The sequence below is a fragment of the Streptomyces sp. NPDC017056 genome, from assembly GCF_044332485.1.
Classification (GTDB): Bacteria; Actinomycetota; Actinomycetes; order Streptomycetales; family Streptomycetaceae; genus Streptomyces.
The window spans coordinates 29,552-49,497 of record NZ_JBIRPD010000012.1 but is presented as its reverse complement, the minus strand read 5'-3'; the positions used below and the strand labels follow the sequence as shown (position 1 = coordinate 49,497).

At 72.8% G+C, this 19,946-nt stretch carries 27 protein-coding genes; 6 read left to right on the top strand and 21 right to left on the bottom strand.

What is annotated here, in order from left to right; genetic code table 11:
- Nucleotides 1–7: 7 nt before the first annotated feature.
- Nucleotides 8–1,090, bottom strand: a complete 1,083-nt coding sequence (locus tag ACH4OW_RS22770; protein ID WP_398029808.1) for an agmatine deiminase family protein — start codon at nt 1,088–1,090, stop codon at nt 8–10.
- A gap of 125 nt (nt 1,091–1,215) precedes the next feature.
- Here ACH4OW_RS22770 and ACH4OW_RS22765 point away from each other — a divergent pair, with 125 nt between their 5' ends.
- Nucleotides 1,216–1,800 carry a TetR/AcrR family transcriptional regulator gene (locus ACH4OW_RS22765; protein WP_398029807.1) on the top strand — a complete coding sequence of 195 codons (585 nt, stop codon included), beginning with the start codon at nt 1,216–1,218 and terminating at the stop codon, nt 1,798–1,800.
- A gap of 77 nt (nt 1,801–1,877) precedes the next feature.
- Here the strand turns inward: ACH4OW_RS22765 and ACH4OW_RS22760 are convergent, their stop codons facing one another.
- From ACH4OW_RS22760 to ACH4OW_RS22720, 9 genes are all read right to left on the bottom strand, one after another.
- Nucleotides 1,878–2,141, bottom strand: a complete 264-nt coding sequence (locus tag ACH4OW_RS22760) for a hypothetical protein (protein ID WP_360130822.1) — start codon at nt 2,139–2,141, stop codon at nt 1,878–1,880.
- On the bottom strand, nt 2,141–2,416 hold the full coding sequence (locus ACH4OW_RS22755) for a hypothetical protein (RefSeq protein WP_360130825.1): 276 nt from the start codon (nt 2,414–2,416) through the stop codon (nt 2,141–2,143). Before ACH4OW_RS22755 ends, ACH4OW_RS22760 begins: the two co-directional genes overlap by 1 nt.
- Before the next feature lie 40 nt (nt 2,417–2,456).
- Nucleotides 2,457–3,323 carry a peptidoglycan-binding protein gene (locus ACH4OW_RS22750; RefSeq protein WP_360130828.1) on the bottom strand — a complete coding sequence of 289 codons (867 nt, stop codon included), beginning with the start codon at nt 3,321–3,323 and terminating at the stop codon, nt 2,457–2,459.
- Nucleotides 3,324–3,399: 76 nt separating this feature from the next.
- Nucleotides 3,400–4,056 carry a hypothetical protein gene (locus ACH4OW_RS22745; RefSeq protein ID WP_398029806.1) on the bottom strand — a complete coding sequence of 219 codons (657 nt, stop codon included), beginning with the start codon at nt 4,054–4,056 and terminating at the stop codon, nt 3,400–3,402.
- A gap of 125 nt (nt 4,057–4,181) precedes the next feature.
- Complete coding sequence (locus ACH4OW_RS22740; protein WP_398029805.1) at nt 4,182–4,403, bottom strand: hypothetical protein; 222 nt, start codon at nt 4,401–4,403, stop codon at nt 4,182–4,184.
- The gene (locus ACH4OW_RS22735; protein WP_398029804.1) at nt 4,400–6,787 is read right to left on the bottom strand and encodes a hypothetical protein; all 2,388 of its coding nucleotides are present in this window, start codon (nt 6,785–6,787) and stop codon (nt 4,400–4,402) included. Before ACH4OW_RS22735 ends, ACH4OW_RS22740 begins: the two co-directional genes overlap by 4 nt.
- Nucleotides 6,774–7,619, bottom strand: a complete 846-nt coding sequence (locus tag ACH4OW_RS22730; RefSeq protein WP_360130840.1) for a hypothetical protein — start codon at nt 7,617–7,619, stop codon at nt 6,774–6,776. Before ACH4OW_RS22730 ends, ACH4OW_RS22735 begins: the two co-directional genes overlap by 14 nt.
- Before the next feature lie 6 nt (nt 7,620–7,625).
- Entirely contained in the window at nt 7,626–8,735 is a 1,110-nt protein-coding gene (locus tag ACH4OW_RS22725; RefSeq protein WP_398029803.1) for a hypothetical protein, read from the bottom strand.
- A 69-nt stretch (nt 8,736–8,804) separates the two neighbouring features.
- A complete protein-coding gene (locus ACH4OW_RS22720; protein WP_360130846.1) occupies nt 8,805–9,431 on the bottom strand; it encodes a hypothetical protein in 627 nt (208 codons plus the stop codon).
- A gap of 74 nt (nt 9,432–9,505) precedes the next feature.
- Here ACH4OW_RS22720 and ACH4OW_RS22715 point away from each other — a divergent pair, with 74 nt between their 5' ends.
- Nucleotides 9,506–9,922, top strand: a complete 417-nt coding sequence (locus ACH4OW_RS22715) for a DUF3592 domain-containing protein (RefSeq protein ID WP_360130849.1) — start codon at nt 9,506–9,508, stop codon at nt 9,920–9,922.
- Nucleotides 9,923–9,970: 48 nt separating this feature from the next.
- On the opposite strand, the gene ACH4OW_RS22710 is transcribed toward ACH4OW_RS22715, so the two are convergent.
- The 7 genes from ACH4OW_RS22710 to ACH4OW_RS22680 all read right to left on the bottom strand — a co-directional run bounded on the left by ACH4OW_RS22710 (nt 9,971) and on the right by ACH4OW_RS22680 (nt 13,367).
- Entirely contained in the window at nt 9,971–10,345 is a 375-nt protein-coding gene (locus tag ACH4OW_RS22710; protein WP_398029802.1) for a hypothetical protein, read from the bottom strand.
- A 65-nt stretch (nt 10,346–10,410) separates the two neighbouring features.
- Entirely contained in the window at nt 10,411–10,701 is a 291-nt protein-coding gene (locus ACH4OW_RS22705; protein ID WP_360130855.1) for a hypothetical protein, read from the bottom strand.
- Nucleotides 10,702–10,795: 94 nt separating this feature from the next.
- The gene (locus tag ACH4OW_RS22700; protein ID WP_398029801.1) at nt 10,796–11,380 is read right to left on the bottom strand and encodes a phage tail protein; all 585 of its coding nucleotides are present in this window, start codon (nt 11,378–11,380) and stop codon (nt 10,796–10,798) included.
- Nucleotides 11,381–11,486: 106 nt separating this feature from the next.
- Nucleotides 11,487–11,894 carry a hypothetical protein gene (locus ACH4OW_RS22695; RefSeq protein ID WP_360130861.1) on the bottom strand — a complete coding sequence of 136 codons (408 nt, stop codon included), beginning with the start codon at nt 11,892–11,894 and terminating at the stop codon, nt 11,487–11,489.
- A gap of 299 nt (nt 11,895–12,193) precedes the next feature.
- The gene (locus ACH4OW_RS22690; RefSeq protein WP_360130992.1) at nt 12,194–12,376 is read right to left on the bottom strand and encodes a helix-turn-helix domain-containing protein; all 183 of its coding nucleotides are present in this window, start codon (nt 12,374–12,376) and stop codon (nt 12,194–12,196) included.
- Nucleotides 12,376–13,113: a hypothetical protein gene (locus ACH4OW_RS22685; RefSeq protein WP_398029800.1), complete on the bottom strand. Its 738-nt coding sequence runs from the start codon at nt 13,111–13,113 to the stop codon at nt 12,376–12,378. The genes ACH4OW_RS22690 and ACH4OW_RS22685 overlap by 1 nt, the downstream gene beginning before the upstream one ends.
- Complete coding sequence (locus ACH4OW_RS22680) at nt 13,110–13,367, bottom strand: WhiB family transcriptional regulator (RefSeq protein ID WP_398029799.1); 258 nt, start codon at nt 13,365–13,367, stop codon at nt 13,110–13,112. The genes ACH4OW_RS22685 and ACH4OW_RS22680 overlap by 4 nt, the downstream gene beginning before the upstream one ends.
- A 235-nt stretch (nt 13,368–13,602) precedes the next feature.
- Here ACH4OW_RS22680 and ACH4OW_RS22675 point away from each other — a divergent pair, with 235 nt between their 5' ends.
- Together ACH4OW_RS22675 and ACH4OW_RS22670 are read left to right on the top strand one after the other, a co-directional pair.
- Nucleotides 13,603–14,043: a helix-turn-helix transcriptional regulator gene (locus tag ACH4OW_RS22675; RefSeq protein WP_360130869.1), complete on the top strand. Its 441-nt coding sequence runs from the start codon at nt 13,603–13,605 to the stop codon at nt 14,041–14,043.
- Nucleotides 14,044–14,064: 21 nt separating this feature from the next.
- Entirely contained in the window at nt 14,065–14,463 is a 399-nt protein-coding gene (locus tag ACH4OW_RS22670; protein ID WP_398029798.1) for a hypothetical protein, read from the top strand.
- Between the two features lie 43 nt (nt 14,464–14,506).
- On the opposite strand, the gene ACH4OW_RS22665 is transcribed toward ACH4OW_RS22670, so the two are convergent.
- From ACH4OW_RS22665 to ACH4OW_RS22650, 4 genes are all read right to left on the bottom strand, one after another.
- Nucleotides 14,507–15,337 (bottom strand): MBL fold metallo-hydrolase, encoded by an 831-nt coding sequence (locus ACH4OW_RS22665; RefSeq protein ID WP_360130875.1) that lies wholly within the window; start codon nt 15,335–15,337, stop codon nt 14,507–14,509.
- Nucleotides 15,334–16,266, bottom strand: coding sequence for an NUDIX hydrolase (locus ACH4OW_RS22660; RefSeq protein ID WP_398029797.1), 933 nt, complete (start codon nt 16,264–16,266; stop codon nt 15,334–15,336). Before ACH4OW_RS22660 ends, ACH4OW_RS22665 begins: the two co-directional genes overlap by 4 nt.
- 158 nt (nt 16,267–16,424) lie before the next feature.
- Nucleotides 16,425–16,889 carry a RidA family protein gene (locus ACH4OW_RS22655; protein WP_360139946.1) on the bottom strand — a complete coding sequence of 155 codons (465 nt, stop codon included), beginning with the start codon at nt 16,887–16,889 and terminating at the stop codon, nt 16,425–16,427.
- Nucleotides 16,886–17,047 carry a DUF4177 domain-containing protein gene (locus ACH4OW_RS22650; RefSeq protein ID WP_003981536.1) on the bottom strand — a complete coding sequence of 54 codons (162 nt, stop codon included), beginning with the start codon at nt 17,045–17,047 and terminating at the stop codon, nt 16,886–16,888. The genes ACH4OW_RS22655 and ACH4OW_RS22650 overlap by 4 nt, the downstream gene beginning before the upstream one ends.
- A gap of 265 nt (nt 17,048–17,312) precedes the next feature.
- Between ACH4OW_RS22650 and ACH4OW_RS22645 the strand changes: the two genes are divergently transcribed.
- Both ACH4OW_RS22645 and ACH4OW_RS22640 read left to right on the top strand, forming a co-directional pair.
- Complete coding sequence (locus ACH4OW_RS22645) at nt 17,313–18,359, top strand: ArsA-related P-loop ATPase (RefSeq protein ID WP_360139949.1); 1,047 nt, start codon at nt 17,313–17,315, stop codon at nt 18,357–18,359.
- Nucleotides 18,356–19,780, top strand: coding sequence for an ArsA family ATPase (locus ACH4OW_RS22640; RefSeq protein WP_398029796.1), 1,425 nt, complete (start codon nt 18,356–18,358; stop codon nt 19,778–19,780). The genes ACH4OW_RS22645 and ACH4OW_RS22640 overlap by 4 nt, the downstream gene beginning before the upstream one ends.
- Nucleotides 19,781–19,946: the final 166 nt, after the last annotated feature.

The window sequence follows — 19,946 nt, the reverse complement described above, 5'->3', positions numbered from 1 at the left end:
CGGTCGGCTACGGCGCCACCGGCAGCTGCTGCGTCGCGCAGTGGATGCCGCCCCCGCCCTCACCGACCGCGTCGATCCTGAGCTGCCGGACCTCCCGCCCGGGGTGCAGCTCGCGCAGCGTCCCGGCGGCGCGGTCGTCGGCCCGGCGGTCGCCGAAGCACGGCAGGACGACCACGCCGTTCGCCACGTAGTAGTTGAGGTACGAGGCGAGGAACTCCTGACCGCGGTCACCGATCGCGTACGGGTCGGGCTCCGCGATCTCGACGAGTTCCAGCCGCCTGCCGCGGGCGTCGCGGGCCTCCTCCAGGACGCCGCGGGCCTGCTCGTACACCCGCGTCCAGACGTCCGGGCCGTCCCCGTGCCAGGGGCGGTTCAGGGCGACGACGCCCGGCTCCACGAAGCGCGCGACGGTGTCGACGTGGCAGTCGGTGATGTCCTCGCCGCGCACGCCCGCGACCCAGATCACCCGGGTCGCGCCCAGCACGCGCTTGAGCTCCCGTTCGATCTCGTCCCGGGTCCTGCCGGGGTTGCGGTCCGGGTCGACCAGCGAGCTTTCGGCGACGAGCAGCGTTCCCTCGCCGTCCGTCTCGAAGGAGCCGCCTTCGGCGGTGATCCCGGCGCTGACGCGGGCGATGCCCTCGTGGCGCAGCAGGTTCCGGGCGACCTCGGCGTCGTGCGGGTGGCGCTGTTTGCCGCCCCAGCCGTTGAAGTGGAAGTCGACGCCTTCGCGTGCGGCGCCCGGCCGGATGACGGTGACCGGCCCGGTGTCCCGTATCCACAGGTCGTCGACCGGGATCGGTACGACCTCCACCGACGTGCCGCACGCCCGGCGGGCTCGTTTCTCCTCCTCCGCCGGGCCGGCCAGCAGGGTGACCGGCTCGTACTCGGCGAGCGTGCGCGCCAGCCGGGCGATGTCGCGCTGCACGGCGGGGGCCTGGCCGCCCCAGAGGGAGCCGGCCGGCGGCCAGGCGAGATACGTCGCGGCGTGGGGCCGCCACTCGGCGGGCAGGTGTACGGCCGCCTCGTCAGGCATGTACATGTTCTCCCACTCCCGCTCCTCTATCCGGTTCCATCCGGTGGCAGCCGCCACGAGGCCGACTTCTGACTGAAATTTCAGTCAGGGCCTACGTCGAACGTAGCACCGGGAAGAACCGACGGCGACCGGGTTCCGGCCACCGTCCGCCGCGTCCCGGCCACGGAGTACGGTGGGCGACTGTGTCCGAGCGCCGAGTACAGATCCTGGAAGCCGCGACCCGCACCATCGCGCGGAACGGCGTACGCGGCCTGCGCGTCGAGGAGATCGCGGCCGCGGCCGGCGTGTCGACCGGGCTGATCTACTACCACTTCGGCGGACGCGCCGAACTGCTGCGCCGCACCCTGGACTTCATCGGTGAACGCGCCGAGCGCTACACGGCGCCGGACCCGGAGACCGCGCGCGCCGCGGGCCCGCGCGCCCGGTTGGAAGAGATGCTGCTGCGCGAGCTCCAGGACTCCCCCGAGATGGTCGAGAACAGCACCGCCTGGGGAGAGTTCCAGTCCAGCGCCGTTTTCGACGCGGGGCTGCGCGCGCAACTGCGCGAGGCGACCCGGCAGTGGACCGACGACCTGTCCGACCTGATCCGGGAGGCGCAGATCGCCGGGACGGCCGACCGGGACGCCTCGGTGGCCGACGCGGCCGAGCGGCTCACCGCGCTCGTGGAAGGACTCAGCACCCGCTGGCTGAGCGGTTCGGTACCGCTGGAGCGGGCCCGCGAGCTGCTGCGCGGCGGCATCGAACGCGAGCTGGGCCCGGCGGAATGACGAAAGCCGGCCCCCGCGACCTGTTCGAGGTCACGGGGGCCGGGTGCCGGGTCAGGGGGAAGTGCGCGGACTCCGGGTCACCGCGCGAAGGTGCCGTACGCCGCGGTCAGGAGGGCCAGGACGCCGGTGAGGGCCGCCACCGACGGCAGCGGCCACCGGATGCGTTCCAGGGCGTCCAGGCGGGCCTCGTGGTCGGCGAGCTGCTTGTCGGTCTGGTCGCTGCGCTGGACCAGCAGGGCGAGCGAGCCGTCGGCGCGGGCGAAGCCCGCCTCGACCGTGCCGCGCAGCCGTTCGAGTTCCACGACGACCGGGCCGGCGCCACGCGGTTCGTGATCGGTCATCAGCGGCCCCGGCCGGTGGACGCGAGCCGGCGCCAGTGCTCGTCGCCCGGCGGTTCGGTGCGCAGCCAGGCGGGCAGCAGGGCCTGCACGCCCGGCAGGGCCATCACCCGCGCGAGCCCGCCGGCCACCGCGAGCGCGCCCGCGACCCAGGGGAGGGCCGCCGGGACGCCCGACGCCTGGACGACGGCGGGCAGTACGAGGGCGATGCCCACGGCGGCCTGCACGACCGTGCGGACCGTGCGCTTGAGGGCGTCGTGCCGGGAAGAGTCGCTCATCGAGGGATCCTTTCGGTCGGAGAGAGGGTCGGAGGGGCGGTCAGGCGGCGCGCGGCACGCGCAGCCGGTCCCAGCTCACGCGCCCCGGTATGCCGTCGGCGTCGCCGCCGGTGTACCCGAGTTCGCGCTGCCAGGCGGCGTACGAGTTCCGGTCGGCGGCCGTCCATTCGGGGCCCGGGCCGACCTCGTACCGCCCGCAGCCTTCGGCCACCAGCCGCCGGCCCATCTCGGTGATCACCGGGCTGCGCCGTCCCGCGGCGAAGAACGCGGCCCCGGGGAAGGGTTCGCAGGAGGGTGCGGGGCCGGGCGTGGCGGGTGACGGCGCGCCGCCGAGGCGCTTGGCGATGCGCGTACGCATCGCCGCCATCGAGAAGGACGGGTCGATCTTGCGGGTCGTCCACTCCTTGTGGCCGATGACGCTCTCCGCGTGCCAGCCGTGGGCCCGGCACACCGCGGCGGCGATCCGCTCCACGGCGTCGAGCTGGGCGCCGGGGTAGGAGTCCCGGCCGTTGCCGAGGTTCTCGATCTCGAAGCCGTAGAAGTGGACGTTGCCGTCGACCGTGTCGGGCCCCGGCCGGGCGGGCGGCGCGGACTCGGCGCGTACGCAGTCGTACGCGGCCCGGGCGCCGCGGCCCGCGTGGTTGGTCCGGCCGTAGCCGACCAGGTGCACCGAGCCGTCCTTGGCGACGACACCGATGCACAGCGGTCCCGGCAAATCGTTCATGCCGTCCCGGCACAGGGCCACGCTGTCGCGGCCCGCCGTGTGATGCAGCATCACTCCGTGCACCGGGCCCCAGGGGCCCTTCTGGTTGCGGTTGTGGGTGCGCCAGCCGTCGTGCTCGACGACCCGCACGCCCTCGGCGCGCAGGGCGTCGAGGAAGCGCTCGGCGCTCAGAGGTATGGCCATGGGTGGGTCTCCGTACAGGTGCGTGTCAGGGGGTGCGGTGCGGGGGCCGCGCGAAGGTGGCGGCCCCGTGGGCGGTTCAGGCCGGGTCGACGCGGACGAAGCGGTTGTCGTAGTTGGCGGTGGTGGTCGCGGCGCTCGCCCGGTAGCAGGGGGTCGCGGTGTAGGCGCCGCCCGGCGTCAGGCCCGTGACCAGGAACTGGGTGGTGGACGAGGCGCGCGTCGGGCCGCCGGCCAAGGCGGCGCGCTCGTCGGCGGCGGCCAGGGTGACGGTGGTGCCCTGGCGGATGGTCGCCCCCATGTAGCCGACGGGGGTCCCGGAGGCCCCGGCGGCCGCGGTCACGAACATGTAGGCCCCCACGGTGACGATCACCTTGCCGGAGACCGGCGCGGTGAAGGCCGTCGGCATCGGGTCGCCCACGGCGTCGGTCAGCGTCTCGGTGTACGTGGTGGACACCGTCGTACCGCCGTCGTAGTTGGCGCGCAGGGCGGGGGCCGGCGTCACCTGGGACCAGTGGCCGGCGGCGTAGTGGAAGAGCCGGCCCGGGTTGTCGAGCCAGGCGACCATGCCCGCGACCGGAGAGGTGACCCGGGCGTCACGGGTGGCGGCGTCGGCGAAGCGCAGCACGGTGCGCCCGTCGACCGCTTCGGCCAGCGACTGGAGGTGGACCGGGATGTCGGCGAGGTCGGCGGGCTGGGGGTAGGGCAGGTTCCCGAGCGGGGTGGTCTTGCTCATGCGGTCTCCAGTTCCAGGGGTGGGAGGGGGCGTACGGGCAGGCGGAGGTGCCCGTACGCGGGTGGGCGGCGTACGGGTGAGGGGCCGCGGAAGGCGGTGGCCGGAACGGCGGGGCGGGGCCCGGGTCAGTACCCGACCTCCGGCGGCAGGGTGTCCACCACGGTCCCCGCGTCCCCTTCGCTCGCCGCCGGATCGTCGACCGGCACCGGCACGGCGGGGGCCGGCGGCGGCTGGCCGGGCTGCGGCCCTCCGTCGGACGGCGCGTCCGGCACGGGCTCCGTACCGGGGTCAGGATCGGGTACGTCCATCGGCGCCGCCCCGGCGCCCGGCAGCAGCGACTCGCTCATTGGGGGACCTCCTTGATCTCCAGCAGCTCCCGGTACGTGGTCTTCGCCGTCGTGAGGTCGGCCAGCGTCGGGTAGGCCGCGGTGACGGCCGCGTACCGCCGCCGCTGTCCGTACGCCGGGTCGACCGGCGGGTCCGGGGCCAGGCCCGTGTCCTCGGGAACCCCGTTGAAGGCGGCGCCCCTGAGGGTGAGCACCTGCTGCGGGGCGGCGCCCGCGGTGCAGGTCGTGCGGATGCCGACCACCCAGGCGAGGGTCTGGAGGCTGGCCCCGGCGGAGTCCACCACCCGTACGACGTCACCCAGCTGGACGCGCGGGTCGTGGAGGACCTCGACCTCACCGAGCAGCGGCACCGGGTACCGGCCGGCGGCCAGCATCACCTGGGAGAGCGCGGAGGCGGCGGCGGAGGACTGCACCCATTCCGAGGCGGGCGCCAGCAGCTCCTGTTTGCCGTAGTAACGCTGGCTGAGCGAGTTCCACCTGGCCACCTTGCGCTGCTTGGGGTCCTTGGCCGGCTTGAGGGTCTCGATGTAGACCGACGGTTTGCCGGCCTTGGTGACCGTCCATACAGGTGCCGTGCCGCGATTGGTGAAGCGCACGATGAAGGACGCGCCCACGCGCCGGCAGGCCACCGAGACGCTGCCCTTGACCGCGCTGCCGCCGGTGGCCGCCGTGCCGAAGCGCACCTTCGCGCCGCCGTCGATCGGCACGACGTCGTCGTCGGTGACGGGCGGGCCCACGTCGGACTCGTCCTCGGCCATCGCGTACGCGACCTCGACGGACTTCCCCGGGTCGATCTTGCGCACCGCCGTGTCGGTGACGGTGGTGCCGACCGTGGCGCCGATCCCTCCCCAGTCCTCGTAGGGCTGCTCGCAGTAGTTGCGGCAGGCGTCGATCTCCTCGGTGACGGTGAGGGCGGCGATCTCCCGGGTGCTGGAGACCGTGAGGTCGGCGCGTACGGGCGCGGTCTGGAAGCGGGACGAGTTGTGCCAGCGGAAGACGCCGTACTCGTCGAACTCCGCGGTGGACATGCTCGCCTTGGCGATCTCGGAGATCACGTCCCACTGCGAGCCGGACACCTTCGGTACGGAGATCAGCGGCAGGACGACGTCGTCGAGGACGGCGCCCTTGCTCCACTTGCCCCGCTGCTCCCACTGCTCGGGCGGGTACGACGCGGTGTCGGCCCAGATCCGGTCGGTCACCTGGAGGCACTCCACCGCCATGTCGGTGACGAGGTCGACGCGGTTGAGCTCGGAGCGCGGGTGGACGCCGTCGGCGCCGCCGAACGTGCCCTTGCCGCCCACGTGGTACGACCCGTCGGGGCTGGTCAGCCGCGGCTGGACGACCGGGGCCACGGTGGCGCCCGACGAGGTGGTGTCGACCATGAAGCCGAGGTGCCACACCCCCTTGAGGGCAGCGAACTTCGGGAACGTCCACTGGAGGGCCTGCCCCGCCCCGTTGATCTTGCCCGAGGTGACCGTGACGTTTCCCGTGCCGGTGTCGAACACGCAGCTGATGTGCCCCAGCGCGCCGGCGCTGCGGTCCATGACGACCTTCAGTTCGAACCGGTTGCCCTTGGCCAGCGCGGTGTTGACCCAGCACTCGACCTGGAAGACCCGGCCGGGGACCGTGAAGCGGGAGCGCGGCATCCAGGAGGCGGTCAGCCCGGCCGCCTTGGGCATGAGCGCCAGCTCGAAGGGCGCGCCCTCGCGGACCCAGTCGTACTCCGACGGCACGGGGAAGGATTCCGGCTGCCCGTAGGAGGCGTTGAAGCCGCCGTGCAGCGACGCGTAGAGCACGGTGAGCGGATTGACGTCGTCCGGATCGGTGTCGGGGTCGAACTCCGGTGCGCGCGGCGGCGGGCAGGTGTGGATGCCCGCCTGGCGCAGCAGCTCGTCCACACACCAGGTGCCGGACGCGACCGGCCGCTTCCAGTAGAAGCCGTGGTACGGCCGCGGCAGGGCGGCAGGGCCGCGCAGCCGCTCGGCGCCGTCCAGGCACTGGACGGTGACGGTGTCGGTGCCCGAGGCCGCCTCCCGGGACCGCACGGTCCCGCGGAAGGCGGGCAGCAGGCGGCCGGTGAGCCCGGCCCGGTGGACCGCGGACTGGCCAGGACGTACGGCGTCGCCGGTGGCCCGCGGCGCCCACGCCGAGTACAGGCGCGGACCCGGCACCCCGTCGGCGCCGCCGAGCTGCAACTCCAGCTGCGCCGAGGCACTGCCGGAGAACGCCCGCATCGACTCCGGCAGGTCGGTGTTGTAGGCCCGCTCCACCTTCCACGACTGGACCTGCGGGCCCAGTTCGCGCCCGCCGAGGCGCGTGGAGTGGGCGGGTGCGCGCAGCGGCGCGGCGAGGGCCGCGTCCAGCGCTTCGTCAGAAGGCTGCACCGAGCACCTCCACCAGATCGATGCTGATATTGCGATAGGGAAGGCGGGAAGCGGGCGTGTCGGTGAAGGCGGTGATCGCCATCGCCGGGCAGCCGTCGCCCAGCGCATACGGCTCCGGAGGCTCGCCCATCGTCAGGCAGGCGCCGCCCAGGCCGGTCAGGCCGGTCGCGCCGGGCTTGCCGACAGGGGTGACGAACGCGGCGCCCTCGGGGGCGGTGCCGGTCACCACGGGGCCCGCCGCGCTGACGCTGGACAGGTAGCCGCCGTCGGCGCCCTTCCAGTCCAGCTGGGCGGAGCACAGGCCCGGGTTCCAGTCCGGCGGCACCATCCAGGACATCGCCATACCCGGTACGACGGGGTGGCCGGCCCAGGTGTCGTGCCGCCAGCCGATGGCGGTGGCCGCGTCCTGGCAGTCGCCGATGACGGCGTCGCCGACGAACGGGCTGATGGTCAGGGCGCCGGACACGGTGAACCAGTGGTCGGCGCCGTTGGCGCGCTCGCTCTGCCCGGCGGCCTGGAGCGGGTCCAGAAGGTTGACGGAGGCGGGGTCGATCAGCGCGACGGCGCCGCCCGCGTACACGTTGCGGCCGAGCATGCCGGCGCCGTTGACGCGTCGCGCGAGCCGGGTCAGGTGCTGGGCGTCGGCCGGCTCCAGCCACTCCCACGCCAGCTTCAGACGGCGGGTCGTACGGGCCGGCGCGACCGCCGTCACCCGGCCCTCGAGGGACCGGAATTCGGACAGGTTCAGCTCGGCGCTGCGGTCCCAGCTGCGCGCGGCCTGACTGATCTCACGCAGCAGTCCGGGCTTGCCGATCCACAGGTTTCTGGGCATCCGGGCTCACCTCCTGGCGAGTTGGCGCCGGCCGAGGAAGACCGCGCGGGCGATGGTCTGGGAGTCGACCTGGACATGGACGGGACGGTCGGCGAGCTCCTCGACGGCGCGGGCCAGCCGGTGCAGGGCGGCGCTGCCGCCGGGGTGCCCGCCCATCAGCCGCTGCAGCTTGCTCAGCGGGATGACGGCCTCGGCCTCGCCGCCCTCGGCGATCAGCGCGAGGCGCCCGCCGCGGCGGGCCGGGACGATGCCGCCCTCGGCGAGGGCCGGGATGTTGGGCAGGGTGGGGATGCTCAGCCCGAAGGACTTGCCGCCGAAGACCGGCACCCAGCCCGGGATGTTCACCTTGATCCGGTTGAGGCCGCGGATGGCGCCGTTCATGGCGTTGATCAGGCCGCGGATCGGCGCGGTGAAGAGGTTCACCACGCCCCGCAGGACGGGCGTCAGGAACTTCATCGCCCGGTCCGTGGCGCTCTGGATCGCCCGCCAGGCGACCTCGAAGCCCCTCTTGGCGACCGCGACGACCTTGTCCATGCTGACGAACTTGGCGATCAGCGGCGCGAGCAGCGTCATGATCAGCCCGAAGGGGCTGGCGGACATCGCCAGGTTCAGCCCCTTCTGCGCGAGCGAGGCGCCCTTGAGGCCCTTGCCGAGCCCGCCCATGGACTTGCCCGTACGGTCCGCGTTCTTGCCTGCCTTGCCGACGGACTTCTCCACGGCGTCGGACTGTTTCTTGACGTCCCGCAGCGCCTTCTGCGCCGTGTTCGCGGACGACTTGAGCTTGTCCAGGGACGACTTGAGCTTGTCGGTGCCCGCCTTGGCCTTCGTGAAGGCGCTGGTGGACTGGGTCACGGACGTCTTGACCTTGTTGACGCCGGTGCCGGCCTGCGTGGCCCCCGTACGCAGCTTGCCCAGCGCGGTGTTGGCCTTGCCGGCGCCGGTGGCCAGCTTGGTCAGCGAGCCGACGCCCTGGGTCGAGGCGGTCCTGACCCGGTTGATCCCGCTCTGGGCCTGGGCCCCGGAATTCTTGATTCTGTTCAGCGCCCCCGTACCGGCCTGGGCGCTTCTCTGTAGCCTCCCCATACCGGACGAAGCCTGGGACAGGGAATTGCGCATTCCGCCCAGGCTCTTGGTTGCTTGGTTGACTGCCTGCTTGAAATTCATGTCCACCCCACGGTGAGCCGCTCAGGCGAGGGAAGATGCGGCGTTCTCGGCTTCCTTGGCCAGCGCCTGCATATCCTTGCGAAATTGAACGAAGGAGGAGCTGCTGGCCTTTCTAGCGTCGGCCACGGACTTCGCCTCCTGACTGGCCTTGCGCTCCAGCCGGTGCACTTCCTGGTACAGCCGGCGAACGTCCTTCTGAACTTTCTGCGCCTCTTTCAGGGACTTCTGCGCCTTTTCGGCGGCGGTGATCCGCTCGTAGTCCTGTCCGAAGGAGGGGTTCGCGGCGCCGCCACGCCGGGGTGCGGCGGCCAGCCGGCTCGCCCGCTCCTGGGCCTGCTTCGCCGTCCGGTACGCCTTGTCGGCCTCCTTCACGCCCGCCGCCAGCTTCTTGTCGGCGGCCTCCAGCTTCGCCTTGGCATCCCGCGCGTGCGGCCAGGTCCACTTCTGGACACCGGCGATGACGATGCCCTTCTCGTCCACCTTCAATCCGGTGAAGTCGATCTTTACGGGGGTCAGCCCCAGGGCAAGTCCGGTGAACCCGAACTTGAGGAATTCCACCGAGGTGGCGATGCCGTTCAGCTTGTGCTTGAAGACATCGGCCTCACTTTTCGTCCAGAGATACAGGACGCTGTCGTCCTTCTGTCCCATGTCCAGTCTCCTAGGAGGTTGCATGGCCCACCGATACCTTGTGCACGGTTCGCGCGCCCGGTACTGTCCGGCGAATGAACGGCCTCGCCTGGGTGTCCATAGCGGTATCGCTGTTACCGATACCGTTCATGATCTGGTTCGGTTTCCATCCGCTGTGGGTGGACCGGCGGCTGCGCCGGGCCGGCGTCGAAACCACCGCCGAATGCCGGGGATGCTCGGTGTCCGAGGGCCGTTTCTCGACGAGCTTCGAATTCCTGGACGCCGGGGGATTCCGTACGGTCTACATCTCACCGCTCCTCGACGGCCCGGTGGCCGCCGCGGGGGAAAAGGTGGCCATCGTCTACGACCCCCGCAAACCCGGGCGGGCCCGGACCCGCAGGGAACTGCGCCGGCGGTCGCCCGCCTGGTTCAGCCTGGGCGTCCTCGGCGCCATCGAGCTGTTCTTCCTGTGCTCGATGGCGGCGGTCTTCCGCTATTTCGACGTCTGGTGAACGAGGCGGTGCGGCAGGGCAGTTGTCCGGCGCGGCGGAGCGTACGGCTTAGCTGAAGAAACGAATCAGCTCCGCGGCGGACGGCCCCGCCGCATCCCCCGCCGGAGCCGCAGCACCCGACGCAGCTGCCTGCGCACCGTCGTCCACGGCCCCGGACTCGCCTTCCGGTCCGGCTCCCGGACGCCGGAGCGGCTCGGGGTACTCCAGCGGCTCCGTGTCCTCGTCCCTGTTGACCGTGGCGAACATCCAGTTCGCCACCGCCAGGTGGTCCGCGACCGTGGCCAGGAGGTGGTCGGTCACCGACCACTCGGCGGCCTCGTCGTGCAGCGCGCGGGCGACCGCGCCGTCGCGTGGCAGGTGCGCGAGCAGCACCGAGAGCCGGCGGGCGGACAGCCGGCCGCGGTGCCAGTCGAGCAGGTCCACGCCGTAGTGGTGGAGCAGGTCGGCTTCGAGGGCCTCGGCGTGTTCGTCGACGAACGCGTCGAGGCTCAGCCTTCCCCCAGGCCGAGCCCGGTCTCGGTGCCGTACGCCTCCAGGATCGCGGCGATGTCCTGCATCGTCGCCTCGTGGCGGTCGAAGCGCTCGAACTGCGCCTGGCCCAGCAGGATGCGCAGCAGCCCGTCGACGTCGTTGTCGTCCAGGGCGCGCAGCGCGCGGGCGGTGTCGCGGGGCAACTCGGTCGGCAGCTCGAAGACCTCGTCGTCCAGCTGGAAGGACCAGGCCGTGCCGAGCGCTTCGAGGCGCTGGGCGCGGGCCGCGTTGACGTTGAATCCGGCCATGCGGAAGGGCTCCTTCAAGAGTGGGGTGTGCGGGTGGGTGCCGGAGCGGGTACGGGCGGCGGCGTCCGGCCGCCGCCCGTACCCGGCGGCCGGATCAGGCGGCCGGGGCTCCGTAGGCCTTGTCCTTCATCAGGATGGTCGCCAGCGGCTTGGTGTCGTCCACGGCCAGCGCGGTGAAGGTGACGCCGAGCTTGACCGCCCCGGTGCGGGTCAGGGCCATCTCCTCGGTCTCGGTGACCTGGCCGCGCTGCATGATGAAGCGGTACGTGGCCTCACCGCCGTCCGAGAACTCGATGGCCAGCGCCCGCTCGTCCTTCTTCGGGTTGCTGGCCAGCTCGTACTTGAACTGCCCGTTGGCCGGGGTGCCGACCGCGGTGACCGCGTCGCCGCCCATGAAGAAGGGCAGCGTGTCCTTGTTGAGCTGGAGCAGCTGGAACTTCACGGTCAGGTCGCGGTCGGAGTAGATGAACCGCGCCGGGCTCACCGACTGCCAGGTGTCGACCGGGTCGATCTTGTCCTTCTTGTTGAACTTGATGCCGTCGGTCGTGGTGTAACCGAGGTCGGCCCACTCGGCGGACCAGGGGGCGGCGGTGTCGGCCGGGATGGCCGTGCCCGCCTTGGCGACGAGGATCTTGCCCGTTCCGGCGACGCGGATCTCGGAACCGTTGTTGCCTGCCATGGGAACTCCTGTGTGTGGTGGGTATGACGAAGGCCCCGCCGGTCTCGACGGGGCCCGTATGGGGAGCGGCGCGCCCCGGTGGGCGGCACGGCCGCGGGTGGAGCGGTCAGTTCGCGCGGATCAGCAGGCGCACCGTGGACAGGTAGCGGTTGCCGGCCGGGCGGTTGTAGTCGGGCAGCCAGCGCGGGCCGTCGGCCTCGACGACGTCGGTGACGTACGCGCTGCCGTAGGTGGTCCCGCGGGCCGTGAAGAGCGCGGCGCGGGCGGCCAGCGCCACCGTGTGCGCCGCCGTCTTGTCGGGTCCGTAGACCTCCAGGTCGACCAGCGGCTGGTCGAGCCGCTGGTCGTCCACCCAGGCACCGCCGGTCCGGGAGACCAGCACGGCCTTGGCCGTGCCGTCGAAGCCGGCGGGCGGCCGGTTGTCGACCACCGTGCCGGCCAGCTCGGGGCGGTTCTTGAGGTGGTCCACGACCAGGCGTTCCACGTCGGGGAAGGCGATCAGGGCATCACTCACATGCGGTCTCCTTGTCGACGGCTCCTTGGCGGAGGAAGAGGTGCGTGCGCGGTGCCCGTACGGGCGGATGGAGGAAGGAGTACGTACGGGCGGCGCGCCGCGGACATGCGAAACGGCGGGCCGTCCCGGGTAGTCGGGCACAGCTCCGCCGCTGCTCCAAGTGTGAACGACAGCGCGCGAGCGCGCAACCAAGGCCCGCGCCGGGCCCCGTACGCGCAACGAAAGAGCCCCGCCTCACCAGCATCTGGTGAGGCGGGGCTCATACGCCGGGCCTTCTCTTTAGAACCTGCCGCTACCGGTCACAGCTCGCTTCTGCGGCGGGTGGCCCGCTCGGCGGCGAAGACGTCCTCCAGCCGGAAGAGCAGCGCCCTCCCCTGCCGCCCGACCGCGGCCAGGTGGCCCTGCTGGACCCATTTGCGGATGGTGGCGGCGCTGACGCCGACCTCCGCCGCGGCCAGCGCGCCGGTCAGCAGCCCCGCGATCACAGGGCCGCCCCGTTCGCCGTGCGCCGCGGCCCGCCGGGGCCGCCGGTGCCGCCGAGTTCGGCCCACCGCGCCTCCGGCCAGGTGTGCCGGTAGGCGGGGCTGTCCGTGCAGCCGCAGTCCTCGTCCGTACAGCGGCAGGCCGGGTTGATGCAGAGCACCGCGCCGCGTACGGGAAAGGCGCGCAGCGACACCGAGTCGCACCACGGGCAGCGGCCGTCCACCCGCACCAGCGGTTCGACCTCGCCGAGCGCGCGGCCGCAGCGCCGCACCATCCGCCGGGCCTCGGCCAGTACGTGTGCGGCGAGCACCGGGTCGGCGGCGGCGCGGTCGAGCAGTTCGGCGATGCGGCGCAGCCGCGCCGGTACGTCCGCCTTGCGCGGCCGCCCCTCCCGGAGGCGGTCGCAGACCGCCTCCTCCAGTTCGACGACGCCGTCGGTGATGTCGCGCAGCGCGTCGGAGACCTCCAGGCGCAGCGGTGCCGCGCCGCCGCCGAGCGGGGCGATCCCGTTGCGCTCGTTCCAGCGGGCGGCGGCGCGGTCGGCGCGCGCTTCGTCGGCCTGCCGTTCCAGGGCCGCTTCGTCCAGGACGTAGGAGGGGCGGGAGCCGGGCCGGCCGGGGACGAGTTCGGTGACCAGCTCGGAGAATTGGCGGCTCAGCATGCCGAGCAGGGCGCGGGTGCGGGTCGCGGTGCCGGTCGGTGCCGCGGCCGCCGCGGCTTCGATGATCAGGTTCATGACAGAGGGACCTCTCGGCCGTTGCTCCAGAGCCGTCCGCCGCAGACGCCGTCGAACCAGGTGTTCGCGGGGTCCACGGTACGCAGACAGGTTTCGATGACAGGACAGGCGTTGCACGCACGCAACACGGGACGGGCCTCGGTGACCGTACGGGAGAAGACCGCGGCGACCGGAAGGTCCGCACAGCGGGCACGCTCCCGCCAGTCCGGGAATTCGGGGGCCGGCCGCGGTATGAGCGGGGTCTGCTGCGTCATGTGCACTCCGATGAGAGGTGACCGGACGGAGTGGGGGGACCGTGGGGGAGAATATTCGAACGCCTTTTCGAGGCTCTAAGAATCTTGCCACGTTGCGCGCACGCACGCAACTCACACACCCTTCACATCCCCTACACGACGCGTTCTTCCCACTCCTCTATGGCCACCGGACCCGCGGCATTTCGCTCGCGCACGCGCGTTAGGCTGTCGCGCGGATGGAGGGAGCGGACTGCCCATGAAGGACGAACTGGAGGACTTCGCAGCCTGGATGGAGGACCTGATGAGGTCCCGGGGCTACGACATCGACCATCCGCGCGGCGGCGGACGGTCCAAGATCGCCGACGATGCGGGGGTGCACCGCGCCGCGGTCACCCGGCTGCTCCAGCGGCAGAGCATGCCCGACCTCGCGACGATGCGCGGCCTGGCCCGTGCGCTGGAGGTGCCCGTACGGGACGTACTGATCCGATCGGGGAAACTGACCGAGGAGGACCTGCCACTGCCCGTGGCGTACTCTCCCCGCGGCACGGACCGGACCCGCGCCATCACCCTGGAGGAAGCAGCCGAACTTCTGGAGGTCCCGGAAGACCGGCGGGCACTCTTCGTCCAGGTGGCAGCACCGTTTCTGCCGTCGGAGGTGAGCAGCCCGCGGCAACGCCGGGCGGCGGGTGCCGGCTGAGGAAGGATCAGGGGGACACAGATGGGCCATGACGACGGGACAGCCGAACACCGGCGCCCCGGAGACGTCCGCGACGCCCCGGTGCAGGGCGACCGGGACTCCGCCCGGACCGTCACGCTCGGCTCCCGTGAACTGGCGGACCTGCTGCTGGAGATGGGCCGCGCGGCGACCAGCGGCGAGCTGGGCGTCTACCGGCACGACGAGCTCGACCGGGCACACGAATCGGGCTACGCGCAGGGGTGGCAGGACGCGGTGCAGTTCCTCGCCGAGCAGGGCGGCGCCGACCCGCAAACCACCTCGCTCGCCGAGGTCATCGCCCTCATGGACGCCCCGCTCCCGGCGCCGCGCGCCAGCGAACTGCGCACCCAGGAGCCCCTGATGCCGCACCGCAAGCGCAAGCCCGGCGAGCGGTCGGGGTGAGCGGTCGAAGTGAGCGGTCCGGCGCCTGCCGGGTGAGCGCCCCTCAGATCAGCCCGTGCTCCCCCAGGTAGTCCAGCTGCGCCCGTACGGACAGTTCGGCAGCGGGCCACAGCGTGCGGTCCACGTCCGCGTACACGCTCGCGACGACCTCCGACGGCGTCCGGTGCCCCGCCTCCACCGCCGTCTCGACCTGCGCCAGCCGGTTGGCGCGGTGCGCGAGGTAGAACTCCACGGCGCCCTGTGCGTCGTTCAGTACGGGCCCGTGGCCCGGCAGCACGGTCGTGACGCCGTCGTCCACCGCCAGGGACCGCAGCCGCCGCAGCGAGTCCAGGTAGTCGCCGAGCCGGCCGTCCGGGTGCGCGACGACGGTGGTGCCGCGGCCCAGGATCGTGTCGCCGGTCAGCACGGCGGCGTCGGCCGGCAGGTGGAAGGAGAGCGAGTCGGCGGTGTGCCCCGGGGTCGGCACGACCCGCAGCTCCAGGCCGCCCGTGGTGATCACGTCGCCCGCCGCCAGCCCCTCGTCGCCCAGGCGCAGCGCCGGGTCCAGGGCCCGTACGGGCGAGCCCGTCAGCTCGGCGAACCGCCCGGCGCCCTCGGAGTGGTCCGGGTGACCGTGCGTCAGGAGGGTCAGCGCGACCCGCTTCCCGGCCTGTTCCACGGCGTCGACGACGGCCTTGAGGTGGGTCTCGTCCAGCGGGCCCGGGTCGATGACGACCGCGAGGCCGGAGTCCGGCTCGGCGACGATCCAGGTGTTGGTGCCGTCCAGGGTCATCGGGGACGGGTTCGGGGCGAGCACGCACCGGGCGCGGTCGGTGGCGGGCCCGGCGATGTCCCCGCCTCGGGGCTGGCCGGGAAGGGCGGCTGCGTACGTCATGCGGTGGGCTCTCCGGAGGTCGTGGACGGGGCGGTGGCGGCCGGGGCGGACCGCGGCCCGGCGCCGATGCGCTTGGTGAACTCCTCGTGCCCCGGCCAGCTCAGCACGATCTCGCCGTCCCGGATCTCCGCCCGCGCGAGGACCGGCGCCAGATCCTGCCCGCCGGCCGCGGCGAGGGCCTCGGCGGCCGTCCCGTACGGCTCCAGGCCGCGCAGCGTCGAAATCGTCGGCGGCATCATCAGCAGCTCGCCGCGGTCGTAGCCGGCGGCGGCCTCGGCGGGGCGTATCCACACCGTACGGTCCGCTTCCGTAGAGGCGTTCCGGGTGCGCTGGCCCTCGGGCAGCGCGGCCACGAAGAACCAGGTGTCGTAGCGGCGCGGCTCGAACTCGGGGGTGATCCAGCGGGCCCACGCCCCCAGGAGGTCGCTGCGCAGCACGAGGCCGCGGCGGTCCAGGAAGTCCGCGAAGGACAGCTCGCGGGCGACCAGCGCCGCGCGGTCCGCCTCCCAGTCGTCGCCGGTGGTGTCCGCGACCACGGTCCCGGCGGAGGACCCGGCGAGCAGCACGCCCGCCTCCTCGAAGGTCTCCCGGACGGCCGCGCAGACGACGGCCTGCGCAGCCGCCTCGTCCCCCGCGCCGAAGCCGAGGCGGGCGGCCCACTCGGCACGCGAGGGCCCGGCCCAGGCCACCGGCCGCTCGTCGCGCGGGTCGACGGAACCGCCGGGGTAGGCGTAGGCGCCGCCGGCGAAGGCCATGGAGGTGCGTCTGCGCAGCATGTGAACGGCGGGGCCGCCCGCGCCGGTGTCCCGCAGCAGCAGGACGGTCGCGGCCCGGCGGGGCGCCGCCGGAGTCAGCTCGCCGTGCGCGAGGGCCCGGATGCGGTCCGGCCATTCCGGCGGATACCACTGGCCATTGGGGGTCGACGACATGGCCGGATGCTATGCGTTTGCGGCCGGATGTTCGAGAGGGCGCCGGAGGCCGGAGCGCGCCCCGACGGCGGCCGCCGGGCCGGCGTACGGCGCATACGGGCGCGGGGCGGGCCGGTTCCCCCGGCCCGCCCCGCGACGTCGTACGCGGTCACGTGACGTCAGTCCGCGACCTCGACCTGCATCTCGACCTCGACCGGCGCGTCGATCGGCAGCACGGCCACGCCCACGGCGGAGCGGGCGTGCACGCCCTTGTCGCCCAGCACCTCGCCCAGCAGCTCGCTGGCGCCGTTGACGACGCCGGGCTGGCCGGTGAAGGCGGGGTCCGAGGCGACGAAGCCGACGACCTTCACGACCCGCACGATCTTGTCGAGGTCGCCGATCACGGACTTCACGGCGGCCAGCGCGTTCAGCGCGCAGGTCGCGGCCAGCTCCTTGGCCTGCTCGGGGCTGACCTCGGCGCCCACCTTGCCGGTGGCCGGCAGCGCGCCGTCCACCATCGGCAGCTGGCCGGAGGTGTGGACGTACGCGCCCGAGCGCACCGCGGGCTGGTACGACGCCAGCGGCGGCACGACCTGCGGCAGCTTCAGGCCCAGCTCGGCGAGCCTGTCCTCCACCGCGCTCATGCCTGCTTCTCCCGCTTCAGGTAGGCCACCAGCTGCTCGGGGTTGTTCGGGCCCGGCACGACCTGGACCAGCTCCCAGCCGTCCTCGCCCCAGGTGTCCAGAATCTGCTTCGTCGCGTGCACGAGCAGCGGCACGGTCACGTATTCCCACTTGGTCATGGGGCGAGCGTAATGCCTGTCCCCACGGTGCGCGGACGCGGCGGGGCGACCCGTCCGCACGGCGGGTTCCGGACCTTCCGCCGGCCCGTCCGCACGGTGGGTTCCGGACCTTCCGCCGGCCCGGTCGCACGGCGGGTTGCGGGCCTTCCGCCGGCCCGGCGCGGCACCGCGCCCACCGCGCACCGCACCCCTTCCGCGCCCCCGGCGCACAACCCGTCGCCGGTCCCGTGCGTAGCCCGCCCCCGGACTGGTTAGGCTCCTTGGCGTGAGCAGGCTCCATGTCGTCAGTGGCAAGGGCGGTACCGGCAAGACCACGGTCGCCGCTGCCCTCGCCCTCGCCCTGGCCACCGAGGGACGCCGTACCCTCCTGGTCGAGGTCGAGGGCCGGCAGGGCATTGCCCAGGTATTCGAAACCGAAGCGCTTCCCTACGAGGAGCGCAAGATCGCGGTGGCGCCGGGGCCCGACCCCAGAGGTGCGCCACGCGGCGATTCCGCCGGGAGCGGCGGCGCGCGGCGGGCGGGCGAGGTGCACGCACTCGCCATCGACGCCGAGCGGGCCCTCCTGGACTACCTCCAGATGTTCTACAAACTCGGCGGCGCCGGCCGGGCCCTGAAAAAACTCGGCGCCATCGACTTCGCCACCACCATCGCGCCCGGCCTGCGGGACGTCCTCCTGACGGGCAAGGCGTGCGAGGCGGTGCGCCGCAAGGACAAGCGCGGCCGGTACGTGTACGACGCGGTCGTCATGGACGCCCCGCCCACCGGCCGCATCACCCGCTTCCTGAACGTCAACGACGAGGTCGCGGGCCTGGCCAAGATCGGCCCGATCCACAACCAGGCACAGGCCGTGATGCGCGTCCTGAAATCCCCGGAGACCGCGGTCCACCTGGTCACGCTCCTGGAGGAGATGCCCGTACAGGAAACCGTGGACGGCGTCGCGGAGCTGCGCGCGGCCGGACTGCCCGTGGGCGGCGTCGTGATCAACATGACCCGGCCCGAGGTGCTGGACACCGGCGAGGTCGACATCGCCGCCAACGGGGCGCGCCGCGGCATCGCCGAGGCGCTGGCCGGCGCCGGGCTGAGCGGAGGCCGCCGTGGCGCGGCCGGCGTGACGTGGGCGGACGGGCTCATCGACCCGCTCCTCGAAGAGGCCCGCGAGCACGCGCAGCGCGTCGACCTGGAGCGCACCGAGCACGCCGAGCTGGCGGGCCTCGGCCTGCCCACCTACGAGCTGGAGCTGCTCCCCGAGGGAGTGGACCTCGCCGGGCTGTACCGGCTGGCGAGAGACCTGCGGAAACAGGGGCCCATATGACCGAGGAAGCGAGCACCCCGGACGAGAGCGCCACGCAGGCCCGGCGCACCGCGCCGCACGCCCCCGGGCACGGCGCGCTGGACTCGCCCGCCGCCCCTCTCGAAGTCGATGCGCTGCTGGACGACCCGCACACCCGCATCGTGGTGTGCTGCGGCTCCGGCGGCGTCGGCAAGACCACGACCGCCGCGGCCCTCGGCGTACGCGCCGCCGAGCGCGGCCGCAAGGCCGTCGTGCTGACCATCGACCCGGCCCGCCGGCTGGCGCAGTCGATGGGCATCTCGGAGCTGGACAACGTCCCCCGCCGGGTCAAGGGCGTCGACGAGAGCGCGGGCGGCGAGCTGCACGCCATGATGCTGGACATGAAGCGCACCTTCGACGAGATCGTCGAGGCGCACGCGGACGCCGAACGGGCCCGCGCGATCCTGGAGAACCCCTTCTACCAGTCCCTGTCGGCCGGCTTCGCGGGCACGCAGGAGTACATGGCCATGGAGAAGCTGGGCCAGCTGCGCACCCGCGACGCGTGGGACCTGATCATCGTCGACACACCGCCCAGCCGCTCCGCGCTCGACTTCCTGGACGCGCCCAAGCGCCTCGGGTCGTTCCTGGACGGCAAGTTCATCCGGATACTCATGGCGCCGGCGAAGGCCGGCGGGCGGGCCGGCATGAAGTTCCTCAATGTCGGCATGTCGATGATGACCGGCACGCTCAGCAAGATCATGGGCGGCCAGCTCCTCCGCGACGTACAGACGTTCGCGGCCGCCATGGACACCATGTTCGGCGGCTTCCGTACGCGCGCGGACGCGACGTACCGGCTGCTCCAGGCGCCCGGCACCGCGTTCCTCGTGGTGGCGGCGCCGGAGCGGGACGCGCTGCGCGAGGCGGCGTACTTCGTCGAGCGGCTGGCCGCCGAGCGGATGCCGCTGGCCGGGCTCGTCCTGAACCGGGTGCACGGCAGCGGCGCCGCGCAGCTCAGCGCCGAACGGGCGCTGGCCGCAGCCGAGGCCCTCGCGGACCGGGCCGCCGCCGAGGACGACCAGTGCGAAAATCTTGGTGGCGACGGCATTGTGGATCTAGAGGGCGGGAAGGCTGATTCTCGTACCGCCGACGGCCACTCCCCCGCCGCGGCGGCCTCACCCCCAACGGACGACACTCCCTCGGCGGCCCGCCTCGCCGCCGGACTGCTGCGGTTGCACGCCGAACGCATGCAGGTGCTCGCACGCGAGCGGCGCACCCGCGACCGCTTCACCGCGCTGCATCCCGAGGTACCGGTGGCGGAGATCGCCGCGATGCCCGGTGACGTCCACGACCTGGCAGGACTGCGCGCAATCGGCGACCGCCTCGCGGTACAGCAGCGCGCGGTTCAGCAGCACGCCGTAAAGCAGCACGACGACGCCCACCACGCCGACGGCCACACCGCCTAGGACTGGCACCGCCCCTCGGACGGCCGCCCACGGCTCTCCAACCCCGGTACGTTGCGGCATGCTTCATCCACAGCACCGGTCACAGGGCCAACCGGGGCATGGCTGACCGACCCACCGGCCACCCTGCCCGAATCCGGCCGCATACGGGCGCCTACGGCCCTGGGCA